This window comes from Paenibacillus sp. JT22N1, assembly GCF_059692155.1.
The window spans coordinates 379,318-404,987 of record NZ_JCAUAW010000004.1 but is presented as its reverse complement, the minus strand read 5'-3'; the positions used below and the strand labels follow the sequence as shown (position 1 = coordinate 404,987).

Here is a 25,670-nt window from a genome sequence, read left to right as displayed (position 1 = left end):
CCATGTTCCCCCTAATTTTAAAAATAGTTTATGTTTAAGACTCAATGAGCCTACAAACCGATGTGAGATTATCCTTTTACAGAGCCAAGCATAGCCCCTTTAACGAAGTATTTTTGCAAGAAAGGATATACAGCCACAACAGGGATCATAGCAAAAATAACGGTTGTCGCCCGAAGTGTACGCTCATTGTACGCTAAACCAGCTGTAGAGACGGCTCCTGTAACCAAAATGTTGTCGTCGGTGATGAATTGCCGAATCTTAATTTGCAGTGGGAATAGATTCGTGTCTTGCAAGAACATCAACGGATGCTGGAACTGGTTCCATAACACAACACCGTAGAATAAAGCCAAAGTAGCTAACACAGCCTTGGAAAGCGGAAGTACGAATTGGAACAGCATTCGGAAATATCCGCAGCCCTCTATAAAGGCGGCTTCTTCCAACTCTTTGGAAAACTGCTTGAAAAATGTACGCATAATGATCAAATTAAATGGATTTAAGATATGAGGTATGATTAACACCAATGGGTTATTGTAAAGCCCGATACCTTTTACTGTCAGAAAATAAGGAACAAGGGGCGCCTTGAAGATCATCGCAATCACGACACCGATCATAATGACAGTGCCCCAACGAAATTCCGATTTAGACAACGGATATGCAAGAAGGGCCGTGACGAGCAGCGCCAAAATCGTTCCAATCACCGTTGTACCCAGTGTTAAGAAGAACGACTTCCATAGATCGGGACGATACATCATAAAATCCCATGAGGCTAATGTAAATTCCTTTGGCCAAATTGTGACCAGATTCATATCCACCATCCGTTTAGAACTGAATGAGGTCGAGAGTACGGATAGTAGCGGAATAATTGCGATGAAAGATACAAGTAGGAGGATGATAGTAACGACTGAACCGAATAATTTTTCCCCTCTGGATTCAAGCATACTTACCATAACCCCCCGTCTGAAACTTTTTTCGACAACTTATTGAAAGTAAATACTAGAATAAATCCAATTAACGATTGAAATAATCCGACGGCTGTCGCAAAGCTATACTGCCCTTGTTGAATGCCTGTTCGGAACACGTAAGTATCTAAGATATCCGAAACACTATAAGTCATTGGCGTCTGTAGATTAAATACTTGATCAAAGCCCAAATCCAAGAAATTACCGATTTCTAGTAATAGTAAGACTAATACAGTAGGTAGCAGCAGTGGAAATGTTATATGCCGGATTTGCTTGAACCTTGATGCTCCGTCGATCATCGATGATTCGTACAACTGTGGGTCTATCGAACTGATTGCTGCCATATAAACAACAGTTCCCCATCCCGCATCTTTCCAGATGGCAGAAAGCACATAAACAATACGGAAATAGGAACTTTCCTGCATAACCAAGGCAGGATCATGGTGAAACCACCCGATCACGATGTTAAACAGTCCGCTTAGTGAAAACATATCAAACATAATGCCTGATACGATGACCCATGAAAGGAAATGCGGCACATACAGAGCCGTTTGAATCCCTTTCTTCAGGGCCGATTTCCGGATTTCATTGATCATGAGCGCCAACAGGACAGGAATTGGGAACACGATTACAATGCGCAGAAATCCAAGCACTAGTGTATTGCTGAACACCCTTATAAAGTCCGGATACTGGAACAAGGTTTCAAAGTTTTTGAATCCAACCCATGGGCTATCCAAGAATCCTTTGAATACAGAATAGTTTTGAAATGCGATTACGGAGCCCGCAAGCGGAATGTACTTAAATATGATGAGAAAAACTATACCTGGTATGGCCATGACATATAGTGGCCAAAACACCTTCATTCGATGAGATGCAACTACTTTCAACTTATTTCCCCCCTGATGTTAGAAATGTGATTGGCTTCAGCTCCACCTGACTCCTCCACTTCTATTTGATCCAACAATACGGCCATCTGTATCTGGACTCAACATCGAAGTTCTTCAATCCATCACTGAATCCAGCAAATTACCGTATAAATGGTGGATATAGATATGATTTGTTGAATATGATGGTGAAAAAAATAGAAGCGGAGAGCTTTTTCAGCTTCTCCGCTTCATATATAAGTCTTTTTATTCTTTAAACTTACCAGGGGTAATCCCTTTAATTTTTTTAAAGTTACGAATAAAACTATTTTCGCTAGCGTATCCAACTTTCTCAGAAATCTCAATTACCTTCAAGTTCGTATTCTTAAGTAATTCTTCCGCTTTCTCAATTCGCACTTGTGTAATATAATCGTAAATCGAAGTTCCAGTTTCTTGTTTAAAGAGGACATTTGCCTGAGACTGACTAATGCTTCCTGCCTCCGCTACGTGCGACACACCAATATTTTCTGGATAATGCTCTTGGATGTAATTGACCATTTTCCTAAAATAATTATCATGTTTTGTTGGTTTTCTTTTCTTCACTTCTTCTGCTAGGTAGGTAGCTTCATCCAATGTCATTTGATGCAAATCTGAAAACGTCAACGTTTGAAGGGAATCCAACGAATCCATGATTTCCTGGAATTGTTCATCTTCTGGGTCTCTGAATTTCGTTATCATTTCCTTAATTACATTGGAATACCAGCGGTATACGTGCAGAGGTTTTGAATTTGACGTTTCCCACTCCATCCGTATTTTCTCTAAAATGCTGTTTGTATATTCCGTCTTTCCTTCTTTAATCCCTTGAGCAATGTCATGAATAGTTTCATTTTTAGAGCCAGGGCCTTGCGCTTCTGAATAGGGTAATGCTTGCTCCGGCACATGAAGTTTTTTATACCCCATATACAAGCGATCCAGCAGCAACACTTCAGCTTGCTTGTAGCGACTGCTGAGATCACCGCTAATCGGATATAGCGATTCGGCAACACCTACTGATAATGAAATTTTCAACAGTTTATCAGTGACTTCAATCCCATTTAAAAGTTTATCATAGAGCATTTGCAGATCCATTTCGGAAGACAAGGGTTGTACAATGAGGGCACTGCGATCCTGGGTTAAATCTTCAAACTGCACCCTAAAACTCTCTCCCAGAATTTCCTCGAAAATATTACCTACTGCAAACTTAAGTAATAACTGATCATCTTGCTTGTACCCATTCAACCAATTGTAATAGGCATCCACCGAAACAATAACCGCATAAACAGGTAAGTCAGAACGCCATTCTGAGTAAAGCAACCGCCATTTCCGATCAAATTCCTTACGGCGCAGTCTTCCGTAAACCATATCTTGAATAAATTTGGCTTTTAATTCTTTGTTGCTACCATGCAAGAAAGTTAGTTGCGTGAGTAGTCTTCCGACGTAGGATTCCAACTGAGTGAAATCAACCTCTAATGCCTCATTCCGATGGCTGCGAACCGTTTTAATCAATCGTTCAATAGGTCTAAACGTAATGCGGTTAACTTGGAAGATAATCAGCATTCCGATCAACATGGTAACCGCGGACACTACGAAAGTCATGGTCCGAATCCAATACAATTTGCCGAAAATTTGTTTTTGAGGAACCGCATAAACGTAATTCCATTGCGTTGAAGTTGAAGTCAGTTGAGTAATAAAATATTTGTTGGGGTTCACCTGCTCTTTATTATTTTCACCAATTGAGAATAAAGTTTCTCCTTTTGAGTCTTGAATGATTCGAACTGCCTCATTGTTAGTAGAACCTTCAGGAATGATCTGGGAAAATAGTTTTGAGGATTTCAAGTTTATGATAAGGTATCCGGATATTTTGTTATCTTCGTATATTCGTTTAATGAAACTTATCATTTCGCCTTGGTCTTTCATCCTTTTAGCAAAAGTCAAATTGTTTGCGTCCTGTTCAGCTAAAGACAATTGAGATACCCAGCCCTTGTCACCAAAGGTCTCAATACTGGAATTAAAACCGAAAGGAGAACTGCCAACAACATGGCGATTTTTTTCATCATATATATAGATACTGTCAATAATCGAACTATTTTGAGTTAAAGTATCCAACATTGACACAACCCCAAGTATGGTATCCATACTTTTATGATTGTCATAACGCAAGAAATCGATCGTCAGCGGGTCGAGAACTGCATAAATAGACGTTGTCATAATATCGTTCATTTTCCTGTCAACATCGTCCCTGACGAAGGTCAACATCTGCTGGTGCGGAACTTTAATCTCCTCTAATAGTGAATGTCTGGCGAGACTGTACATGACAGTGCCAACCAAAGCAATTGCGAGGCAAATGACCAGTGTAAGTATGAGAATTAATCTTGTTTTGATATTCGAGAAAATCAGTTTCGCTTTGTACTTGTATACATTCATGCTTTCCCCTGCCGTTTTCCCTAATTATTTCTTCTTTGCATACCACTCGCGCGCCCGTTTCGTGACTTCGTCTCCCCCACTGCTTTTCCATCTTTGAACGAATTCATCAAATTTATCAATCGGCCAATCACCGACAATAATTTTGGACATGTATTCTTGATAGAGCTTGTTGGATTTAATGTCCGGGAAGCCATCATAAATCGATACAGGAATTCCATCGCCGGCAATCCGTTTACCGTCTCTTCCACCTACCATCATCGCATCTATCATCATCTGGGCAACCTTCGGTTCATATTGATCCTGAAGCGTCATTGCCATCTGCTCCGTTGTTATAACTGGAAATAAGTCGATCAGATAAGTTTGATCTGAACTGATAGGCAACCTCTTCTTTTTGCCATCCTTCATTTCATAATGTTCGCCTTCGATTCCAAAAGACGCAAAATTACGATTCTCGGGCTTCGCATAAAATTCAAGAAGCTTCATAGCTTCCATTGCGTTTTTGGATGATTTGGGAATGGCCCACTCCATATTATTGATAAGTGGTCTCGGAGTAAAACTGTCAAACCCTTCAACCTTGGGGACCAGCATTCCGACAATATAGGCATTCGGATTTATTTTAGGCAAATTCTCGAAGAAGTTTTGCTTGATTCCATACGGAACATGATACCAGACGCCAACTTTATCCTGCTGAATCTTAGCTTTCCATGTCAATTCTTTATTCAAAAATGTTTCATTATCCAGCAATTTGTCTTTGTAAAGTTCTCTTACAAATGTAAGGGCTGCTTTCATATTGGGAGTGACAGCTGAGTACGTAAGTTCATTGTTATACAAATCCCAAACCGGGTAACCTTCTACCATAGCAACTCCGTACATCAAGAATATGTCATCCATCCATCGCCCCGCTTCTCGTCCGCTGGTAGGAATCTCGTCCTTTATACCGTTGCCGTTAGGATCTTGATCGCGAAATGCCTGAAGGACAGCAACATATTCATCCTTTGTTGTCGGTATCTTCATGTTTACCTTGTCTAACCAATCTTTGCGGATCAATGAACTATATCTTGGATACAAATTAACTCTCGGGATAAAATAAATTTTTCCATCTGGAGAGTTGGCTCGCACACTTTCCCACACATCTTGAGGAATTGCCTTCCATAAGGTAGGCGCATACTGTGGCAGCAAATCATCCAAGGCAAGTAAAGCACCTTGCTTAAGTAGCGTATCTTCAACCCCGTGAGGTAAGAACAGATCCGGTAGCTCGTTAGCAGCAATCTTAACATTTAAACCTTTTGTAAAGTCAGTGCCACCATTCCAAGGGAGCGTTGATGTGTTAACTGCAATACCTGTTTTCTCAGTAACATATTTCATCTGCTTATCTTCTGGCCCAGGCATTCTCCCATAATCGCTGAACATGAGAATATTAACTGTCTTACCTTCCTTTTTCTGTTCACTCTCAGAAGTTTTTCCAGCTGCAGTATCCTTATTACCTGAACTCGCACTTGTACATCCTGCCGCTATTAGGGCAAGCAATGCGCTTGCGGCTAACAATGCAATCATCCGCATCATTCTTGATTGTACTGCCATCTTTCTTGCCCCTTTCAATTTGCAACTAATTAAATATTATATCATTGCGAGGACACAAGCCCAACATTATACTTGCTTTTGGAGAAAATGCGAAAAAAAGCCGGAATCGCCGGCTTTTTTCGTTACTCTTTAATGGATATTACTTGTTCTTGTTAATTTTAGTAAGCTCTCTATTGAGTGCATATAATAGCTTTTCAGTGAAGTGTTCGGGGGCCATTTCAGCCAAGGTATCAATCTTAAATCCTTGCGTCATACTATAAGTTGGTCTCTCCCTAAAACTTTCCCCTAAATATTTATGTAAGACCAATTCCGCATCTTTATTCTCAAAAAGCTCTTTAAACGTGCAACGCGTCGAGTAAACATCGTTCGTGAACTGTAATTCCTCGATCTCTCCATCCAAATCAGGCATTTGGAACCAGTTCGAAACTTCGCCGCCTTTTTCCTCTACGGGAGCTTCATAACTTGGATTCGGTTCTTCCACCTTATTAAATTTGGCAATATCTACGTATTGAGCATTATTTCCGGTGGCTACCGCACGTATTTCATTCATGCCTTCAATCAGGGATACATTCTCAAAAATGAAAACCTTATCCGCACTGGTTTTATGTTGAAATTCACTTCCATTTACGTATAGCATTACTTCATTGCAGTTTGAATACACCTTAACATGAATGCTTCCCTCTGCTCTATCAACATGGCGCTTACTGGTGATATGAACAAATTTTTCCTCAGACCAATGCGATTTATACATATAAAAGGCATCCTTCTTGATCTTTCTGTCATAGGAGACAAGACCCTTGTTGTTTCTTCCCTGGACTCCACCTTCATCTCTGATATTCGCTCCGAAATCAAACATGTTCCATACATACGTTGCCCAAAGAAAAGGTCTCTTCTCGAAAGTCTTCCAAACCGTTTCATGGAACAGAGCATGATATTCTTCCGTGTAGTCTTTTACCTTGGGATCAGCACTATGGTATTGGACAATACCTTCTGCCCCGTATTCAGATATACAAAGCGGCACATCGGGGTTAATGCGGTGAAACTTATCAAGCCAAGGTGCAAAATCTTCCGCGTTACCGTGATACCAACCATAATATTTATTGTATCCGATCACATCCGTCATACGATTATAATCATCTTCCTCACTGACAAATAAAACATTAGCCATTGTCGTAAGGCGAGTGGAGTCTTCTTTTTTCGTTAAGTCATGTAACTCTTTAACAAGTCTTCTGACTTCTGGTCGTTCACCGCCGATTTGAATTTCGTTCTGTATCCCCCAGAATACGATGGAAGGATGATTATAGTTCTGCCTAATCAATTCGACCATCTGCTGCTTGGCATTCATTCCTTCCAATTCGTTCTGCGACATAACTGAAATGAATGGAATCTCAGCCCATACCACCATACCTGCTTTGTCGCATAAATCATAAAAATATTGGCTGTGCTGGTAATGGGCTAATCGAATGGAAGATGCTCCAATTTCCTGAATGTAGGCCATATCTTCGACTTGTTCTTGTTCCGTAATAGCCCAACCCATATCCTTCCTGTCTTGGTGTCTAGATACACCATGCAAAGGCATATGCTCACCGTTTAAGAAGAAGCCCTTTTCAGGATCAACATGAAAGTATCTTACGCCAAAGGGAATCGATACTTCATCTATCGTGTCATTAAAGCTAGTCATCGATAGATTAGCACTGTACATATAGGGATTTTGTCTACCGTGCCATAGTGTTGGATGGTCAATGATACAAGGCATCTCTTCTGTTCTGGTTTCTCCTGCAGCTAATATAACTTCCTTAGAGGCATAGGTTACACTATGATGATCAGCATCGAAAATATCTGCCCACACTCTAACTTTTTTCTCTTCATTACTGTCATTTACAAGATTTGCTCTAATGCTTAGCTGGGCTCTTTCCTTTGATACCTCTTCCTGAACAATATAAACACCCTGTGAACCATGGTCCATCAAATCGAAATGAACAGGATTCGTAACCACCACTTTCACATTGCGATAAATCCCCCCGTAGAAGGTAAAGTCTGCTTTCTGAGGATAAACGTCATCCACAACTCTATTGTCCACTTTTACGGCAATTAAATTTGAAGCTCCATGTATAACGACGTCTGTCATATCAAACCTGAACGTAGAGTACCCTCCTTTGTGCTGCCCCAAATGCTGACCATTTACATAGACATCCGTAATACTGTTAGAACCATTGAATTCAATAAACAACTGACTTCCCTCGTAAGACGGCTCAACCACAAAAGCCTTTCTGTACCAACAAGCGCCTTGATAATATTCGTAGCCATTTGCTCCATCGATCGCATTCCATGTATGGGGAAGATTCACAGTATTCCAATGATCATCCTTGTACAATTCGCTTGCAGCTTGTTCTTCGTCCTGACGAATAAATCTCCAAGTCTCGTTGATCTCTATACTTCTTCTCATTGTGCAGCCACTCTCCCTACCAAAATTGTAAACTGATATTCGCCGCTTCCTGCCGTACATACAATTCGGCCATCTTCATATCGGGCATCTGGGAATTCGATGGATACTTGCTTAAGATCGTCTTGATTGGCTGGAAGCATGATCGTCGCCGTCGTATTCGCCGGTACCTCAAAACGATAGTTTACAGCCTGATTCGTTTTTTCCCAGCTAGATGCAATGGTTCCATAGAGGGACTCATACGTAGCGGATGCTTGCGTCAGCGTTCCTCCAACCATTGGTTTCAATATGAAATGCTTGTAGCCTGGTTTCTCCCAAACAGGACGTATTCCGGCTATGCCCGCAAAGAGAAAATCACATACGGCCCCATACGAATAATGATTCAATGATCCTGATAGTTCTCCGTCCGGCTTAATACCTTTCCAACTCTCCCAAATGGTCGTCGCACCATTGCTGACGGCGTACAGCCACGAAGGACAAGTATCCTGCTCCAACAACCGGAAAGCGATATCAGCATGTCCGTAATCCGCCAACACTTGTAGTAAGAAAGGTGTCGAAAGGAAGCCAGTGTTCAAGTGATAATCCTGTTCAACAACCAACTGCGCCAGTCTGTCGGCAACGGCTTGTTTTTTATCTTCATACGCCAAGTCAAATGCTAGCGTACGAACATTAGGTGCCTGCCTGCCTTCCAATATAGAGCCGTCATCTTTAATAAAGTACTGATTATATACGCGTTTAATTTTCTCATAAAGTGCTTGGTATTTGGCTTCTTCCTCCGTCTTGCCTAGCACAGTCGCCATTTCAACCAACAATCGGGTGGAATAGGCATAGTAGGCGGTTGATACATCCGGATGGTTTCCTTTGGTTTTGCTCAAAACGGCCATGAGATCACTGAACTCCGTATCCGTTTCAAGCCACTCTCCCCAATGGAACCTTGTATCCCAGATGTAATCAGCATCACGTTCTCCATCTGTATAATTTTGATAAGCAGGCGTATTTTGGTATAGCTCATTCGCATTCTTCGCGCCAGTAGCCATGTAATCGACCCATGCCTTCGCTGAATCAAACTGCCTCTCTAAGATAGCCTTGTCTCCATAACAAAGATACATCGTCCATGGAATGATAACAGCCGCATCGCCCCAGCCTGCAGAACCGTCAAGAATACTGGCTGTACCGGGTTTGGGCCTGCGCATGGCCACCATCGGGTTGTTATTTTGCTCCATGAATCTTTGCCATTCCTCCACGCTGTGATGCCCAATAACGGTTGGCACTGTGCTGCCGACCGAACCGTCAGCAAATTGTTCCGCTGCAACGTCGGCCATCCACTTTTCAAAGAATGGGTACACGTTCATGAAAACAGAAGCCGTTCTACAGAATACTTGGGCATCCCCTGTCCATCCCGCTCTTTCCCGGGTCGGGCAATCGGTAGGCACCTCCATAAAGTTCCCCTTCTGGCTCCATTTAGAATTAGATACCAACTTCGTGATTAGCGGATTCGAGCAGGCGAAATCTCCCGTTTCGTCTAAGTCGGAATACACTGCCACTGCTGTAAAATTCTCAGGTGTTATTTCTCCCGGATAATTCTTCACGAGAACATAACGGAAACCAAAGATCGAAAAACGTGGACGATAGGTCTCTACACCATGTCCAGACGTAATGTAACGAACCTCTTGGAAATCCTCCAATGTTCCATGATCTGAGAGATTTTGCAAGGTAAAATTTCCATGCTTATCTAAAGCTTCCCCATGGACTAGAACAATCTCAGTTCCTGCATCGCCTTGCGCCTTCATTTCTACCCAACCTGCGATATTTTGACCAAAATCGATAATCATCTCTCCATTCGGTGTCCGCGTTACTTTCGGCGTAAATCTTTCTTTCTGTTTTACCGGTACGCTTCGGGAACCGATCAAGTTGTCGTAACCTTCCTCCACGACCGCCACTTCTTCCCAAGAAGAATCGTCATATGAAGGTTGATTCCAACCCTCAAGGTTGATTCTAGCGTCATAAAGATCTCCCGCCTTCATATCCGATTTCAACAAAGGCCCCTGGGAAGTCTTAAAAGAGGCATCACTGCCGATGATTTCGCGGCTTCCATCTTCGTAATCCAACATCAGTTGTCCCAACAGGGCAACTTTATACCCAAAATTGCTCTTTAGACTTGCGCCGCCGGTAGTCCCTCTCCACCAGCCATCCCCGAGAATAACGCCAAGTGCATTGGAGCCATCGTGCAGAAGATGCGTCACATCGTATACTTGAACCTGCAGGCGTTTGTAGTACGAGGTGAACCCTGGCGTAAAAAGGTGGTCTGTACCCTCAACACCGTTCAAATAAAAGCTGTACAAGCCCTTCGATGTAAGGCAAACTCTGGCCGAGACGAGCCCCTTCTTTACGGTAAACTCCTTCCGGATATACGAAGCCGGTTTATAGGCGTCAATATCTACTTCCTTCTCAGGTTCAATCCAGTACGCCTTCCAGTCCGAAGTGTGCAATAGCCCGGTCTCGAAAAACGCCGTCTCGCTGAACGGCGACTCCTCTGCATGATTACTCCAAACTTTGACTCGCCAATAGATACGTTCAATCGACTTTAATTCCGAACCCTCATACAAAACAGCCTGTGACTGTCCGGTTTCAACCTTGCCGCTGTCCCAAATCATGCTAGTAAAGCTCTCGGTCGCCGAAGCTTGAACTTGATAAGCTGTTTGTATGATGTTCCGGCCGTCACAATGGAGCTTCCAGCTCAGACGCGGCTTTTTTGTATCCAATCCCAAGGGATTTTCCAAATACTCCGTTCGCAAAGATACTGCTTTCAACATTTCGGTAACCTCCCAAATCACGATTTATTATTTATAAAAGTCTGGAATGAATCTTTTACGTAATTCATGGGCTACGTCACATACTAGGCGTATATTGAAACCAATCGAACGAGGCAGAAGCTTTGCATGGTTTGCCGTTACCCGTCGCATACAATCCGAAAAACACACCTGTAAAGCCGCCAGCTACCTCGGTGGAGACAAGCGAGCACTCCCCCGAACCGAAAGCCTTACGTTCTCCATTCGGTAATGAGTAGAAAAAAGAGTACTGGAAAGGTTCTGCATCCAAACCGAGGATGATGTCTGAGCCTTCAAACTCTTCTTCCAGCTCCACTTTCCATAGTGACCCGATTCGCCTGCGAAAGATTACTTGGCGACGTCCTTCAACTCCACAGGTAAGTGCTATTTCATAATGGAATCGCTCATTCATATAAACCGTAAGCCCAGCTTCTTCGCCTTCATGTACGGGTTCAAATGACATTCGTGTAGAAACACTGCATCGAAAATGCTGCTGTCTCCGTCCGACAAATGCCGGAGAACCGATATCATTTAAGGTCAATGCTGAGCCGTGTAGTGTCAAACAACCCGGTCTTTCTTCCAGAGACCAGTCCTCGTCCTTCGGATTTCTTAAGAAGTTCCACTCTAGCTGCAGCCGGTTGGAATTAAAATCATCAATGTCAGTCGTTGGCGTCTCATCGACTACAAGTGGAAGCGTTCCGGCATCGATTTTCTCTGCAATCCTGCCGCCTTCCCCGATCACCGGCCATCCGTCCTCGGACCAGGTAACTGGAGCTAGGAAGGTCTCACGTCCCAAATGATGGTGCCTCCCGCTAAAAGGAACGGATACGGGACGAATCCCTAGGAAAACGGCCCACCAGTTTCCATCTTCCAGTTGGACTAAGTCCGCATGTCCCGTCGCCTGGATGGGACTACTTGAACTTCGGTGCGTCAGAATTGGATTGTTAGGATTGCTCTCAAATGGCCCATACGGCGAATCGCTCCTTGCGATCGTAGCCATATGACCATACTCAGTTCCTCCCTCTGCAATCATCAAGAAATACTTCCCGTTTATTCGATACAGGTGCGGGCCTTCCGCCGATTTACCGCCTGTTCCTTGCCAGATGAGACGTCGTTCAGATAACAGCTCTCCGGACTCCATGTCGATTTCCGCTTGATAAATCCCCTTTGGCTCGTCCCCGAAAAAACCGCCGGTTCCTGTAATGTAAACGCGCTCATCTTCATCAAAAAATAGGGACGGATCCACGCTCGGCCACTCTAGCCATATCGGTTCAGACCATGGCCCCTCAGGACTTTCAGCCCATACGTAGAAATTGCGAAACATTTTAACATTCGTTGTAATCATATAGAAACGACCGTTACGAAAGCGAATAGTTGGCGCATAGATGCCCATTGAGCTTCTGCAGCCTTCCAGATCCAACTGGCTTTGACGGGTAAGGCAGTGTCCGATTTGCATCCAATGAACGAGATCGCGGCTATGGAAGATCGGGACGCCAGGAAAGTATTCAAAAGAACTTGTAACCAGATAAAAATCTGCACCTACCCGACAAACACTTGGGTCAGGATGAAAGCCGGGGATTACCGGGTTTGAATATTGAATCGTTGACTCCGCCATTTTGATCGCCCTTTCTTTGTTTACCCAATTGAAAAATCAACCTCACCTGCAACCTACAAAAAAACAAAAAGCTATACTAACATCTTAATGTCAATCGAAATAACTCACTAACACTCTCACGACACATCCATAACGTTTTACCGACTTCCTTTTAAGTAGTAAAGGCAAATAAAAACCAGGTCCATTAAAATGGAAACCTGGTTTTAACGTTCTTATTTTTTGTTTGCAACCGCCCAAGCATCAAGCTGCTTTTGCTTCTCCGTAATAACTTTATCGATACCCGCAGCTTTCAGTTTAGCTCTGAAGTCAGGCAATTTATCGGCCGGGTCGAGTGTTCCTGACTCTAAACCTTTTGCATACTGATCTGTTACATTTTTAAGAGCAATAATTTCATTTTTGACAGGCTCCGAATTGAATGTAAATCCAAGTGCTTTTGATTTGATAGCTTTTTGATTAGCTTCTGCAGTCAATTTCCACATGTCCTGTAAGTCTGACTTCATTAGATAGGCGATGGATGGATTAGCATAAATCCAACTTTGAATCGAATATCCAACTGTCTTGGAATCAATACCTGCAGGGTAATCGATCGAATTCTCCGACGCCTTCACATAGTGTTTCCCTTCAATACCATAGATAAATAAATTAGCAAGATCCTTATCCGTGTACATCAGATTCATAAGCATCATGACGCGTTCAGGATTAGTAGAATTTACAGATATCGTCCACAAACCACCTTGCGTATTAGACGTAGTCGAATAAATATTAGACATCAAGGGCGCATACACAAGCTCTTTGCCATTCGCTCGGATTTCCGATTCCAAGTTGCCCGGTCTAAGGCCGATGAAATAAGAAAATGCCTTGTCAGCCTTCAACAAATCAGAGGCGTTAGCTTGCGTTGTAGCAGCATCCTTGTTGATATATCCGGCCTTAGCCCAACTATGAACCTTATTCAAATAGTTTTCATACTCTTTGGTCTCGAACAAATTCACGACTTTCAAACCATTGTCATACTCAGGCAACACACCTAAGCGATCCCCCAGCTTATCATACCAGACATAAACATCTGACGGCATCGATAATCCTGCTCCGAGTGGAGCGATAGTTGGCTCATTTTCCTTAATCGTCTTATACACTTGATCCAGGTCATCAATCGTCTTGATGGATGCTGCATTAATTTTGTACTTATCCACTAAATCTTTCCGCATAAGTACCCCGGGAACTCCTGTCGTGTAATCCTTATAGACAGGCACGCCATAGGTCTTCCCATCAATTTTAACACTAGACAGAAAGGCAGGATCGATCTGTTTTTTTATTCCGTCACCATACTTATCCAACAGATTGTCGATCGCGACAAAATTTCCAGTTGCCACGCTCGAGCTGTACCCTGCACCAAATTCAAAGGACAAATCCAGTTTCTCACGGCCAGAAGTCATTAAATTCTTTTGTTGAGCCCAGGCCCCGATACTAATAGGTATGATTTTAACTGTCGCGTTGATTTTGGCCTTTGTGATTTTGCTTATTTCATCTTGCACGGCTTGCGTATCCTTCGGAACTGCTCCGAATGCCGGCATGGCAATTGCGATCTCATAAGGATCTTTCGTCGCACTGCTCGGAGTTGTGCTAGAAGCTGAAGTTGCAGTTGCACCACTATTTCCATCCGTTTTCGAAGATGAACACCCAGCAATTACTCCCGTTAACATAACTGTGACAAGCGACAATGTCGCCAACTTCAATTTCCTTTTCATCGTATCCCCCCAAAAGTATCAGTCATTTACACCTTCATCATATCCTTCAATGAAGTGGGCGACTAACACTCAAACGACATCATAATAGCGTTTTCACGACTTATTGATCTTTGTTATTTTGACTTCGATATTCCATCGGCCCTAACCCAACGTGTTTTTTAAATAGTTTTGTGAAATAGGAGAAATTCGTGTACCCCAGAGTCGATGCAATTGAGCTTACAGGGCGCTCTGTATGTGACAATAACTCTTTGGCCACTTTGACTTTTTCAATTACAATATAATCCGATAAAACGTAACCCGTCTCTTTTTTAAAAATTCTCGTTAAATAATCTGGATGTAAAAAGACTTGGTCTGCGATCATTTCACGTGTCATATCTTGATCCAGGTTATGTGAGATAAATGTTTTAACGATCTGGACTATTTTCTCTGTCTCTTTGATCGCTTCTGCATGGATCATCGCTTTGTTAACAGCATGACGAGCCCAGATGAGCATATCCATGATGGACCGCCCCGCCGATTCCGAGATATGTCTTGATTCTTCATCACCAAATAATTGATTGGCTTCAATGCCCTTCAAGTTCAGAAAGGAGTATACGACTTGCGTGAAATTTTGATTGAATTGCTGCAAGATATCAGCATTAATTCCCTGGTTGTTGACGAGACTGTCCAAAATCGTTTCCACTTCATGAACGACTGCATCCTTCGTCGCCGTTTTCATAAGTGAGGCGACTATGCTGAGTGCTGGCAGCTTTGCATGAGGCTTAGAGGTGTCGTTATCATGCTGAAGATAGACTTGGTTCACGAAGGCAACATTATTCCGATCTTGTCTCCTTAATTCTGAAACCATTTCGGCCATTTCATAAGATTCTACGGCGTGTCCAAAATAACAAGAGAGATCACAGTAAAAATAATCGTTACACGAATCGATATATTGTTCACAAGCTCGGAATAGCTGTTCGTATTCCCAATTCGTCCCCCTATTTGCGACCATAATCAACAAGAGCATTCCCCGATCCAAGTGAAAACATATACCATTTGAACCGTCACCAATTATCATTTCTTCGGCTGAATTTTTAAGGGCATACGCTATAATCTTCTCGTCTCTTCGATTTAACTCTTTTTTCCACTTTTGGACAGAAATGAGAATGGGAAGAAAGACCGATTCTTCCGTTATAGGAATGTGATGCAATTCCACTTGATCTCGTATCGCGGTGGGTTGGCTGGGTATTGAATGGTTGATTAAGTCCACCCAAAACCTTTCAATAATAAAGGAATGGTGCTTGAGCCATAGTTGATGGGATTGACTGTTTCTGTTGAACTCACTGTTTCTATTTATGATGTCCTGCGCCTTTCGAATGGCATTTTCCAAGTCAGCAGAACGAACAGGCTTTAGTAAATAATCAACACTACCAAGCTGAAGCGCTTCTTTCGCGTATTTAAAATCAGCATGACTTGTGAAGAAAATCGTCACTGTATTCGGATGATGCTCTCTCACCCAAGTCAGCAAATCAAAACCGCTTCCTTGGGGCATTTCGATATCACACAACAAAATATCGATTCTTTCCCTTACGAATAATTCTTTGGCTTGTCTGAGATTAAGAGCTGTGTGCAGTCTGCTAATGCCTAATTTATTTAGATCAAGGTCAGATTTCACCCCTTCAATGGCCAGAACTTCGTCGTCTACAATGAGCAGGTGATAATTCATCTGGTTTCCTCCAATCCTGGGTTTGTAGGCATAATAATTTCTATTTTAGCTCCAAAGGTATCTTTATCGTTATCATATACGATGGATGCGACTTCACCGTACAAGAGTCGTAATCGCCGTTCCACATTCCAAATCCCAGTTTGCTCACCACGTTCATTTTCCACACTTCTGCCTGCCTGCAGTTTTTCAAGTATGTCTTTCTTAAATCCTGGTCCTGTATCTCTTATGCTTATTTTCATTCTGGAGCCGTGCTCTTCAATCAGAAATTCAATCTGAACCTCAATAATGAGCGGTTCATCCAACGTAACGGCATGCTTAATTGAATTCTCGACAAAGGATTGAATGACGAGTGGAGGGATAGGGACATCTAATAAGTAATCCGGTGAGTGGATCGTCCATTTCAATTTTTCAGGAAAACGCAAGTTCTGGATCTTTAAATAATTACGAGTATGTTCAAGCTCGTCTTTAAGCGGTACGAAAGACGTATTGCTCCGGAACATAAATCGGAAATATTCGATTAAAGACATGGTCATATCCAAGATCAAATCATAATTCTTAATCTTAGCCAGATTATAAATAATATTGAGTGTATTCAAGAAGAAATGAGGATTGACTTGCAGCTGCAGACGCTGTAATTCCTCCTTTTGCTTATTCAACTGCTCCTCATAGACGTTAATTCGGAGCCGTTCAACCTCGGACATCATGGCATTAAACGCCCCACCCATCAGTTGAAATTCTCCCGAAGTATTGCTAAGCTCTACCCTGCTGCTCCAATCTCCTTCTCGAACTTTCTTCATTGTGCGTAGTAATCGATAAAGTGGCACCAAAACAGATTGCCTCATGGCATACAGACCTATAGGGATAAAGAGAAATGCAGCGATCGTGATAAACCAAACAATGGACTGCAGATAGGGAAGCTTAGCTAATATATAATGATCGGGTATCAATACATTTAAACTGAAATCTCCTCGATTAGACTGAGCACCAACTACAAGAAATTTCTTTTTAGTGCCTGAAATATAATATTCGTTTACTTTCTGTTGAAGTTCAATCCTATATTCACTTACTAGTTTTGAATTGGAAATAGGTTCTCCTTGTGTATTGGCTAATAAAACCTCTCCCTCTTCACCAATTTGAAGAGAACGAAGGGGGTTTACCAATTCCTCCGTATTAATCAAAGCGCCAAGGTAGGTGTCCCCAGCACGCACAATATCAACAAGGTAATTAACTCGGTTAATTTGCACATATTTCCAAACCTTAGAGGAACCCCCCTTTGAAAATAACTCAGAATGAATATATTCAATCAAATATTTTTCAATAATGTCATTTTCCTTTATGGCTGAAGCATTCTTCTTAGAAACATTTAAGAAATCTTGCCGATGTTCCGTATATGCAAAAAATGAACTAATCGGATCGTATAAGTTAATATCCTTACTTAACTTGTTAAACAAATATATTTTAGCACTGTAATACTCTCCATCAGCTGCCTCCTGGCTAAGCGATAACAAATCATATCCTGTACCGGCAACTGTACGCATATACGAATCGATGTCGTCTAATTGAGAATCACTCTGGTCCGTATACAGGTTCAACGTATTCTTATAAGAATCCGCAACCTGACCCCTAACGACATGAATAGCATAGTAGTTGTTGTATAAGAGCATCCCCACCAGCGGCATCGTCATTATGAACACGCTGACGATTAACTTAACTCTCAATGAGGCTCGTCTCCAGTACCATGCGGGTGTATTCATGTCGTTTCGGCTCCTTTTGTTACTCAAATTTAAATTTCAGATCTATCATACTCTTATAAGAACTGGCAACGCCACAACCATAATAAGTCAGTTGTGGCGTTGAGCATATAGGAAAATCCAACAGGCACTTTATCCTTTTACAGCACCAATCATAATTCCTTTGATAAAATATTTTTGGAAGAATGGGTACGCCACCAAGATCGGGAGGACCCCAATGACTGCAATAGCCATTTTTACAGCATCTGTAGGCATTTGTTGCATAGCATCACTTGCATTATTCGTCATATTCGTGCTTATGAATTGAATATCCTGCATGATTCGATTAAGCAGATTTTGTACACTGTAAAGTTTAGGATCGGTAATGTAGATCATACCTAGCTGCCAATCATTCCAATACATGATACATTCGAAGAGTCCGATCGTTGCCAATATAGGGCCCGAGAGCGGAAGCACGATGGACCATAAGGTCCTATATTCCCCGGCTCCGTCTATTTGTGCGGATTCAATCAAAGCACTAGGAATCGTCGTCTGGAAGAAAGTTCTCATCAACATCACGTAAAATCCGTTCATAAGGAGCCCCGGTACAATCAGTGCCCAGATCGTATTTTTAATATGGAAGATCTGTGTATAAACCAAGTAGGAGGGAACCAGTCCTCCATGAAACAACATGGTAAAGAAGACGATAAACATAATCAAATTGCGATATGGCGTAACACTTCTGGATAAAGGATAAGCCAAAAGAGCCGTCATGGATACCCCTAAAACAGTTCCGACTACCGTAACGAAGACTGTCACTCCGTAAGCCCGGGCGATCTCTCCCCCTCGTTCGTATAAATACTCATACGCAGCCGTACTAAACGTATGAGGTATGAACGAATAGCCGTACGCTATAATATCATTTTGATCCGTTAACGAAGCGGAAATTAGCAGTATGAACGGGAGAATACAAATGACTGTGAACAAAAACATCGTGATATAGCTGAACCATGTCAAGCCTCTGCTCTCTTTTTTCATGGGTGTCTACCTCCTTAGAACAATGCGCTATCTTTGCTGTATAGTCGCACCATATAGTTTGCAAGCATAACAAGTAAAAATCCAACGAGAGATTGATACACTCCTGCTGCTGTGGACAAGCCAATATCCCCATTGCCCGTTAATCCTTTAAATACATACGTATCGATGGTGGCTGTTGTATTAAATAATGCACCTGAATTCATAGGTACCTGATAAAATAAACCGAAATCAGAGTAGAAAATTCTTCCAATACTGAGCAGCGTCAACATGATAATAACTGGTGTTAGAATCGGCAAGGTAATATGTCGGATCTGCTGCAATCGGCTTGCACCATCGAGTCTAGCAGCTTCATAATACTCTTCGTCAATCCCCAGCAATGCCGCAAAGAAAACAATGCTGGAATAGCCAACACTTTTCCAGAAGTGAACTAGCGTTAAAATCCAAGGCCAATACTTTTCCTCGGTGTACCAAGAAATACCATCCTTTATTCCGAACCATGGAAGAACTGTGTGATTCATGAATCCCGTATCTGCACTTAAGAGGGCATATACCAAATAGCTGACGATGACCATGGAAATCAGATGCGGCAGAGTGATCACACTTTGATAAAACTTAAGCAATACTTTGTTTTTGATCTCGTTCAACAAGATTGCACAGGCTAAAGACAAAAAGGTTCCAACAACAATAAACAATAGATTGTAAAGAATGGTATTTCGGGTAATGATAAATGCGTCCGATGTCTTAAAGAGATACTCAAAGTTTTTTAATCCAATCCAGTCACTCTCAAGAATGCCTTTAGCAAAATTTATTTTTTTGAAGGCAATGACGATCCCGAGCATCGGGATATAATTATTGAACAACAGGTACAAAAGTCCAGGGGCCATCATAATCAGAAGTGGCAGGTATTTACGGAAACGATTTTCCTTTTTCTTGTACGGGATACCCGCCCGCGGTACAGTTGCTGATGCTTTTTCCATCTTAGAAACCCTTCCTTTCCGTTTATTATTTCTATAATGTCTTACCTTGATTTTAAGTGATGTGATTCCGTCTATCTAACAATCTAACGACCACATAGTAACGTTTTAACGACTTTCGCTTCTTCGAAAAAAAAGACTGATCGGGAAAATCCCGTTCAGCCATTCATTTGCTTTAATACGACGTCCAACCACCGTCAGCCGTGATTACTGTCCCATTCACAAACTTTGAATCCTCAGATGCAAGGAAAAGAGCAACGGAAGCAATTTCACTTGGATCTACAGGTTCGCGCCGTTGAGTACCCGCTCCATTTTGGAACTCTTGTAAAGCTGCCATGTCCATATTGCCCATCGAATTCATGATATTGGTTAGAACACCGCCTGGTGCAATAGCGTTACAGCGAATGCCGGATTTCGCGTACATATAACCAACATTTTTGGTAAGCCCCACTAGACCATGCTTGGAAGAAGTATAGGCAACTCCACCTTTGCCCCCAGTTATTCCAGCGGCGGACGCAATGTTTACAATTACGCCCTCTCCTTGTTGCAACATGAACGGAAGTGCTTTGCGGATGGCACGCATTGGACCTGTCAAATTAATGCCTATTACCCGGTCCCACAAATCGTCTTCGATCGTTTCTATTAATCTGAAGCCATCCATGATTCCTGCGTTGTTCACGAGAATGTCTACTCTTCCGAATGCTTCGGCAGCCCTATCCACCATCGCCTGAATGTCTTCTTCCTTCATGACGTTAGCAACAACGCCTGTAGCTATACCACCATTTTGATTAATCTCGTCCACAACGGTTAAAATGGCTTCTTCATTCAGGTCAGCTACCACTACCTTGGCACCTTCCTTCGCATACAGCTCTGCAATCGCTTTGCCAACACCTGAAGCTGCTCCTGTTACTATCGCTACTTTATTTTGCAGTTTCATACCCATTTCCCCTTCCTCCTCTTTTTAGATCGCGTTTTCTTTAGCAATTTTCCCAAGATGGATACCACTAGGCTTAGTGGTACGCTCCTGCGTGGTACGGTCCACTTCAATTAATCCAAAAGTCTTGGAGAACCCAAGCTGCCACTCAAAATTATCCATCAAGGACCAATGCATATAGCCCAAAACCTGCAATCCTTCCGCAATACAATCTTGGACACCTTTCAGGGCTTGATCGATGAAAGCAACACGTCGTGTATCATCATCCGTTGCTATGCCATTTTCAGTAATCATAATCGGCATTTTCAGATGCGTGCTAACATATCGGACAACTGCCCCAAGTGCCTCCGGATAAAATTCGTTCCCCATTTGTGTCGTCTCTGCATCTTCAGGTATGGGGAGAAGGCCATCTGGTCCATATACAGCACGCGTATAGTTTTGTAACCCGAAAAAGTCATCATCATGCAAGTAGGGAACAAATTGAACAAACTCCTCTTGCCATGCATGTCTTGCGTTTTCTTCACCGCCAGGAACACTTTGGATATCGTAGAGTGACAAGGTAACTCCTACTTTGGTTTGCGGACTAATCTGCCGAATGGCTGCTCGCGCTTCCACATGCGCTTGAAAGATAACTGCCAAGCCTTCCTCCGAACGTGGAGCTAAAAACGAGTGAACTTCAGTAGGAGGCACTCCAAACGCTTTACTTAGCCCCATGAAGTATTTTTGCATCTGCGCCGCCATGTTCTCCATATTCATGCCGACTTGTGCACCAGGAGAACCAGATTTGAGTGCGTATCGCTTCATAATCTTCTTAATCCCGATGGAAATATTTGCCTCATTAATTGTACATACATATGGGATCAACTCGCCTAATTCACGCATGACATGTGTACAATATCGTGCAAAACGGGCAGGCGTATCCGCCGACTCCCAACCCCCTAGCCGAATGAGCCATTGTGGTGAGCTGAAATGGTGGAGAGTCACAATCGGAGTTATCTTATTTTCTTTACACTCAAGTAGAACTTCCCGATAATGTTCAATTTCTGACGCTGCGAATCTCCCTTCCTCTGGCTCGATTCGAGCCCATTCAATGGAGAATCTATAGGAATTTAACCCCAATCTAGCCATCTCAGCAATATCACTTTTAAAACGATTATAGTGGTCTACTGCGCTACCTGACGGTTCCTTGAACACCGAGCCCTCCAAGTTTTCCATCAGCCAAAAATCAGAATTCGTATTATTGCCTTCCACCTGATGTGCTGCAGTGGATGCCCCCCATAAAAAACCTTCTGGAAAATGTGCCATGCCTACTCCTCCTTAACTTCGGTTAATTGCTGCAACCTCATTTTATAAGGATTTAATTGCCGCAACTAACAATCTAACGACTCATCCCTAACGTTTTGACGACTTTCTAAAACGAAAAAGAGACCTGCTTGCTCGGCCTCTACAAAGAAAAAGAACTTTTTTAAAATTGTCGTTGCAGTACCATAATGTAGTCGTCAAAACGTTAGTGAAAAAACATGCATTGACTTAAGGTTAATAGTAACTACAAGTCATACTGTCAAAACTGAATTACTATATCTACTTGAATCCTAGGAGGATCTTATTCATGACAGACTTTACTAGTGTAAAAAACAAAGTTGCAATTGTTACTGGCGCTTCAGATGGCCTTGGTAAGGCAATTGCAATGTGCTATGCAGAAAATGGGATGAAGGTCGTTGTATCTGATATTAACGCCGAAAAGGGTACTCGTGTAGTAGAAGAAATTAAATCATTGGGTGGAGAGACATCTTTCTTTAAATCAGATGTTAGCCAAGAAGAAGATGTAAAAGGAATGGTCGACTTTGCTATAGAAACATATGGCCGTTTAGATGGCATTGTAAATAATGCCGGTATTAGCGCCGAGAGTAGGCCGACTCATGAATATTCACTATCTGAATTTGATAAGTTAACGTCTATTGACCTAAAGGGTGTTTTTTTGGGTATGAAGTTTGGAATCGAAGCGATTCTTAAGTCTAAAGCGTCAGCAGGATTCGTAATCAATGTTGCATCTTTAGCTGGTTTGTTAGGCAATAGTTCCATGGCTATTTATACTTCGGCCAAGCATGGCGTTGTAGGTCTAACAAAGAGTGCTGCACTCGATTATGCACCTTTCAACATTACAGTTAATGCAATTTGCCCTGGGACCATCAAGACTTCCATTTGGGGGAATGCACCTAAAGAAGTTATTCAACAATATGCAAAGTTGCTATCGCCGAATGGAAGGCTTGGCGATCCAAAGGAAGTCGCACATTTAGCATTATTTTTAGCCTCAGATTTAGCTCGTTACATTAGTGGTTCAGCAATCACAGTCGATGCTGGCTCAAGCGCTGGTAAGCTTACTCCTACTCAATGGTCTCATCCAGAAATATTGGAATAAATGTACTCTTTACAATAATTAACGATTAGCTCAGTATTTTAAAGGATGGGATAGAAATGGATAATGAAGCGACTCGAGTAGATCCCCGCAAACTCCGTACGCGTCAATTGCTTAGGGATGCCTATGTTGACTTGCTTCAAGAAATGGATCCTGAGAAAATAACCGTAAAATCGCCTTGCAGAGCGCGCCAGGATCAACCGCGTTACCTTTTACCTGCACTATTTGGATATTTCTGATATGGTGGACAAGATCTCGGAAGAAATGATCGAAGACATTTACGAGATTCTTCGTGACAAGACATCAACAAGTCCGACTCCGATAGAAGACAGAGATTTACTTTTAGTGGAGCTTCTTGAGCATATTGCTGAAAAACGCGATATTTTACAAAGCCACTCTCGCTACTAACCGTATTCCGATTTTTACAGAACGGCTGTTGGAGTTGCTGTCAGAATTGATTATTGAAAGGCCGGAAAATACGCAGTGTCATCCCTGTTCTTCAACGGCAAATATTCAAAAGGACATCGCCATATGGTATGGTTTTTCAGCCTTAATTGGTGTAATCGTTGCTTGGCTTCGAAATGATATGCCGTATATGCCGAGTTTTCTTGCTAAACAATTTTCTTTACTGACATTATCACGATAAAAAACCACCTTGTTGCAAACGCAAGTACTGCCAGTTGATGTATTTTCGGAAACAATGATCTAATGAAGTCGGGCCGAAGGTAGTCATATATTAACGACTTTATATTAGATTAAATAACATTTTTAGAGAAAATAGCCTGGTCCTGGTGTCTCACTTTGCACCCGAAAATATATGAATGTTTTTTTGCAGTTTCTCTTTGAGTTTTTTAACTACAATAGGCGATAGCCTCATTTCAAACCCTAACTGTTCACATTCAGGGGACTTTCTTGTCGCTCGTATGTTATTGAGGGATATTCTTGTCGTAAAAAAAACGACAAGAATATCCCTCAAACAGAAAAAAACCTTGATTTACCAAGGTTCTTAATAGGTATTTTCATGTCGTTAGACTTCATATGTCATCAACATAAGGGCTTTCACTATTTCCTATTGGGTAGCGTAGACGTGTTCTAATTCTAGAGCTACCTCTTTAATATCATAGCCGGCTAGCCTAATCGCTCGGATTCGCTCTTCAACCGGGACAGGATCGCTGCGCATTGCTTTCATTAACCATTGCACCCATACGGCAATGTCTTGCTTCAAACACACGAATGCGAAAAAACCTGCTCTCAGATTCGCTTCTTCCGGTAAAACATCGGATACCACACAGGGAACTCCTGCCGCTTGCGCTTCAATCAAAACCATGGGTAAACCATCTTTGAATGAAGGAAGGACCATAACATCAAATTCCTGAAGGAGCTCAGAAATATCGTCTCGCCATCCTAATAGATGTACGCGGTTTTGGATCCCTTTTTGCTCGATCAGTGCTAGAATCTGAGGCCGCAATGCGCCATCCCCCACCAAAATAAGTCTCGCATTCGGCACACGGTACAGCAGCTCTTCAAAAATCTCAATTAGGAATGTATGATTCTTAGCTGAGCTAAACCGTCCAATATGACCAATAATTGGCTCCTCCAATGAAATATGCAATTGCTCGCGGAGCGTCTTGGGTTTCTGTAATCTACTTGTAAATCGACCGACATCTATCCCATTACGCACCATTCTGCCGCGTTTATCTTTAGACCATTGATACCCGAAAAGCGCCTGACTTGCCGTGATCGAGCTGCTTACCCAATTGGTGGCAAATCGCCGTATCATTTTTCTCTTCAACCATCGAGATACCTTAGTAGTTGAGGAAGAATATGTATAATCACTTATGCTGTGACAATGCACAATACGAATATCAATGCCAAACAGTCTTGATGTTAATAAAGTTAAGACACTAGCCTCATAGGTATGACTATGTAAAGCATGGAAGGGACCGTGATGTTGAATCGTCGACTTTAACTCATATATGTAACTCATCCAGCCCGCTCTAGGCTTCTGCAGGATGAATATCCTCCCACCGAATGCTCGTATTTCTTCATCATAATCTGAAGGATTATGTGTGTGGACAACGAAATCGAATTGAATCTTCGATCGATCCATGTGCCGATATACATTCATAATAAAGCTTTGCGCTTCTCCACGATTCATATCACTAATATGATGTAATATCCGAACGGGTTGATTGCTCAACACACTTTCCCCCTTAGATTTGCATAAGTGAAGTCCTCATAAGCAAAAGCCAAGATGGTTTTTCCATCGTATCGATGAATACAATGACTTGGAATATAAAATGATTGTGAAAGGGGAGCGAGAGGATTATTAAACAAGATGGCAACAAATGTAAACGCTGTATAAATAGAATTGTA

General features: G+C 42.2%; 18 protein-coding genes. 3 read left to right on the top strand and 15 right to left on the bottom strand.

What is annotated here, in order from left to right:
* Positions 1-68 precede the first annotated feature (68 nt).
* The 14 genes from AC58UU_RS10880 to AC58UU_RS10815 form a co-directional block, all read right to left on the bottom strand.
* Positions 69-938 (bottom strand): carbohydrate ABC transporter permease, encoded by an 870-nt coding sequence (locus AC58UU_RS10880; RefSeq protein WP_497315446.1) that lies wholly within the window; start codon positions 936-938, stop codon positions 69-71.
* A gap of 2 nt (positions 939-940) precedes the next feature.
* Positions 941-1,846 carry an ABC transporter permease gene (locus AC58UU_RS10875; RefSeq protein WP_497315444.1) on the bottom strand — a complete coding sequence of 302 codons (906 nt, stop codon included), beginning with the start codon at positions 1,844-1,846 and terminating at the stop codon, positions 941-943.
* Positions 1,847-2,089: 243 nt separating this feature from the next.
* Positions 2,090-4,069, bottom strand: a complete 1,980-nt coding sequence (locus tag AC58UU_RS10870; protein ID WP_497315442.1) for a helix-turn-helix transcriptional regulator — start codon at positions 4,067-4,069, stop codon at positions 2,090-2,092.
* Between the two features lie 240 nt (positions 4,070-4,309).
* Complete coding sequence (locus tag AC58UU_RS10865; RefSeq protein WP_497315440.1) at positions 4,310-5,866, bottom strand: extracellular solute-binding protein; 1,557 nt, start codon at positions 5,864-5,866, stop codon at positions 4,310-4,312.
* Positions 5,867-6,005: 139 nt separating this feature from the next.
* On the bottom strand, positions 6,006-8,312 hold the full coding sequence (locus AC58UU_RS10860; protein WP_497315438.1) for a glycoside hydrolase family 2 protein: 2,307 nt from the start codon (positions 8,310-8,312) through the stop codon (positions 6,006-6,008).
* The gene (locus tag AC58UU_RS10855; RefSeq protein WP_497315436.1) at positions 8,309-11,122 is read right to left on the bottom strand and encodes a family 78 glycoside hydrolase catalytic domain; all 2,814 of its coding nucleotides are present in this window, start codon (positions 11,120-11,122) and stop codon (positions 8,309-8,311) included. The genes AC58UU_RS10860 and AC58UU_RS10855 overlap by 4 nt, the downstream gene beginning before the upstream one ends.
* A 76-nt stretch (positions 11,123-11,198) precedes the next feature.
* Positions 11,199-12,752, bottom strand: a complete 1,554-nt coding sequence (locus AC58UU_RS10850; protein WP_497315434.1) for a glycoside hydrolase family 43 protein — start codon at positions 12,750-12,752, stop codon at positions 11,199-11,201.
* 212 nt (positions 12,753-12,964) lie between these two features.
* On the bottom strand, positions 12,965-14,497 hold the full coding sequence (locus AC58UU_RS10845) for an ABC transporter substrate-binding protein (protein WP_497315432.1): 1,533 nt from the start codon (positions 14,495-14,497) through the stop codon (positions 12,965-12,967).
* A 100-nt stretch (positions 14,498-14,597) separates the two neighbouring features.
* Positions 14,598-16,202: a response regulator transcription factor gene (locus AC58UU_RS10840; RefSeq protein ID WP_497315430.1), complete on the bottom strand. Its 1,605-nt coding sequence runs from the start codon at positions 16,200-16,202 to the stop codon at positions 14,598-14,600.
* Positions 16,199-17,956: a sensor histidine kinase gene (locus AC58UU_RS10835; protein WP_497315429.1), complete on the bottom strand. Its 1,758-nt coding sequence runs from the start codon at positions 17,954-17,956 to the stop codon at positions 16,199-16,201. Before AC58UU_RS10835 ends, AC58UU_RS10840 begins: the two co-directional genes overlap by 4 nt.
* 129 nt (positions 17,957-18,085) lie before the next feature.
* The gene (locus AC58UU_RS10830) at positions 18,086-18,970 is read right to left on the bottom strand and encodes a carbohydrate ABC transporter permease (protein ID WP_497315427.1); all 885 of its coding nucleotides are present in this window, start codon (positions 18,968-18,970) and stop codon (positions 18,086-18,088) included.
* 14 nt (positions 18,971-18,984) lie between these two features.
* Positions 18,985-19,947, bottom strand: a complete 963-nt coding sequence (locus tag AC58UU_RS10825) for an ABC transporter permease (RefSeq protein ID WP_497315425.1) — start codon at positions 19,945-19,947, stop codon at positions 18,985-18,987.
* 172 nt (positions 19,948-20,119) lie between these two features.
* A complete protein-coding gene (locus tag AC58UU_RS10820; RefSeq protein ID WP_497315582.1) occupies positions 20,120-20,881 on the bottom strand; it encodes an SDR family oxidoreductase in 762 nt (253 codons plus the stop codon).
* Positions 20,882-20,905: 24 nt separating this feature from the next.
* Positions 20,906-22,183: a glycoside hydrolase family 1 protein gene (locus tag AC58UU_RS10815; protein WP_497315423.1), complete on the bottom strand. Its 1,278-nt coding sequence runs from the start codon at positions 22,181-22,183 to the stop codon at positions 20,906-20,908.
* A 304-nt stretch (positions 22,184-22,487) separates the two neighbouring features.
* Here AC58UU_RS10815 and AC58UU_RS10810 point away from each other — a divergent pair, with 304 nt between their 5' ends.
* The 3 genes from AC58UU_RS10810 (at position 22,488) to AC58UU_RS10800 (ending at position 23,940) form a co-directional block, all read left to right on the top strand.
* Positions 22,488-23,297, top strand: coding sequence for an SDR family NAD(P)-dependent oxidoreductase (locus AC58UU_RS10810; protein ID WP_497315421.1), 810 nt, complete (start codon positions 22,488-22,490; stop codon positions 23,295-23,297).
* A gap of 56 nt (positions 23,298-23,353) precedes the next feature.
* The gene (locus AC58UU_RS10805; protein ID WP_497315419.1) at positions 23,354-23,533 is read left to right on the top strand and encodes a hypothetical protein; all 180 of its coding nucleotides are present in this window, start codon (positions 23,354-23,356) and stop codon (positions 23,531-23,533) included.
* 116 nt (positions 23,534-23,649) lie between these two features.
* A complete protein-coding gene (locus tag AC58UU_RS10800) occupies positions 23,650-23,940 on the top strand; it encodes a TetR-like C-terminal domain-containing protein (protein ID WP_497315417.1) in 291 nt (96 codons plus the stop codon).
* 423 nt (positions 23,941-24,363) lie between these two features.
* On the opposite strand, the gene AC58UU_RS10795 is transcribed toward AC58UU_RS10800, so the two are convergent.
* Positions 24,364-25,494, bottom strand: a complete 1,131-nt coding sequence (locus AC58UU_RS10795) for a glycosyltransferase (RefSeq protein WP_497315416.1) — start codon at positions 25,492-25,494, stop codon at positions 24,364-24,366.
* Positions 25,495-25,670 lie beyond the last annotated feature (176 nt).

What these genes read in the sequence shown, in the direction of transcription:
- AC58UU_RS10880 (WP_497315446.1), bottom strand. Translation starts at nt 938, where the DNA reads ATGCTTGAATCCAGAGGGGAAAAATTATTCGGTTCAGTCGTTACTATC.
- AC58UU_RS10870 (WP_497315442.1), bottom strand. Translation starts at nt 4,069, where the DNA reads ATGACAACGTCTATTTATGCAGTTCTCGACCCGCTGACGATCGATTTC.
- AC58UU_RS10865 (WP_497315440.1), bottom strand. Translation starts at nt 5,866, where the DNA reads ATGGCAGTACAATCAAGAATGATGCGGATGATTGCATTGTTAGCCGCA.
- AC58UU_RS10860 (WP_497315438.1), bottom strand. Translation starts at nt 8,312, where the DNA reads ATGAGAAGAAGTATAGAGATCAACGAGACTTGGAGATTTATTCGTCAG.
- AC58UU_RS10855 (WP_497315436.1), bottom strand. Translation starts at nt 11,122, where the DNA reads ATGTTGAAAGCAGTATCTTTGCGAACGGAGTATTTGGAAAATCCCTTG.
- AC58UU_RS10850 (WP_497315434.1), bottom strand. Translation starts at nt 12,752, where the DNA reads ATGGCGGAGTCAACGATTCAATATTCAAACCCGGTAATCCCCGGCTTT.
- AC58UU_RS10845 (WP_497315432.1), bottom strand. Translation starts at nt 14,497, where the DNA reads ATGAAAAGGAAATTGAAGTTGGCGACATTGTCGCTTGTCACAGTTATG.
- AC58UU_RS10840 (WP_497315430.1), bottom strand. Translation starts at nt 16,202, where the DNA reads ATGAATTATCACCTGCTCATTGTAGACGACGAAGTTCTGGCCATTGAA.
- AC58UU_RS10835 (WP_497315429.1), bottom strand. Translation starts at nt 17,956, where the DNA reads ATGAATACACCCGCATGGTACTGGAGACGAGCCTCATTGAGAGTTAAG.
- AC58UU_RS10830 (WP_497315427.1), bottom strand. Translation starts at nt 18,970, where the DNA reads ATGAAAAAAGAGAGCAGAGGCTTGACATGGTTCAGCTATATCACGATG.
- AC58UU_RS10825 (WP_497315425.1), bottom strand. Translation starts at nt 19,947, where the DNA reads ATGGAAAAAGCATCAGCAACTGTACCGCGGGCGGGTATCCCGTACAAG.
- AC58UU_RS10820 (WP_497315582.1), bottom strand. Translation starts at nt 20,881, where the DNA reads ATGAAACTGCAAAATAAAGTAGCGATAGTAACAGGAGCAGCTTCAGGT.
- AC58UU_RS10815 (WP_497315423.1), bottom strand. Translation starts at nt 22,183, where the DNA reads ATGGCACATTTTCCAGAAGGTTTTTTATGGGGGGCATCCACTGCAGCA.
- AC58UU_RS10810 (WP_497315421.1), top strand. Translation starts at nt 22,488, where the DNA reads ATGACAGACTTTACTAGTGTAAAAAACAAAGTTGCAATTGTTACTGGC.
- AC58UU_RS10805 (WP_497315419.1), top strand. Translation starts at nt 23,354, where the DNA reads ATGGATAATGAAGCGACTCGAGTAGATCCCCGCAAACTCCGTACGCGT.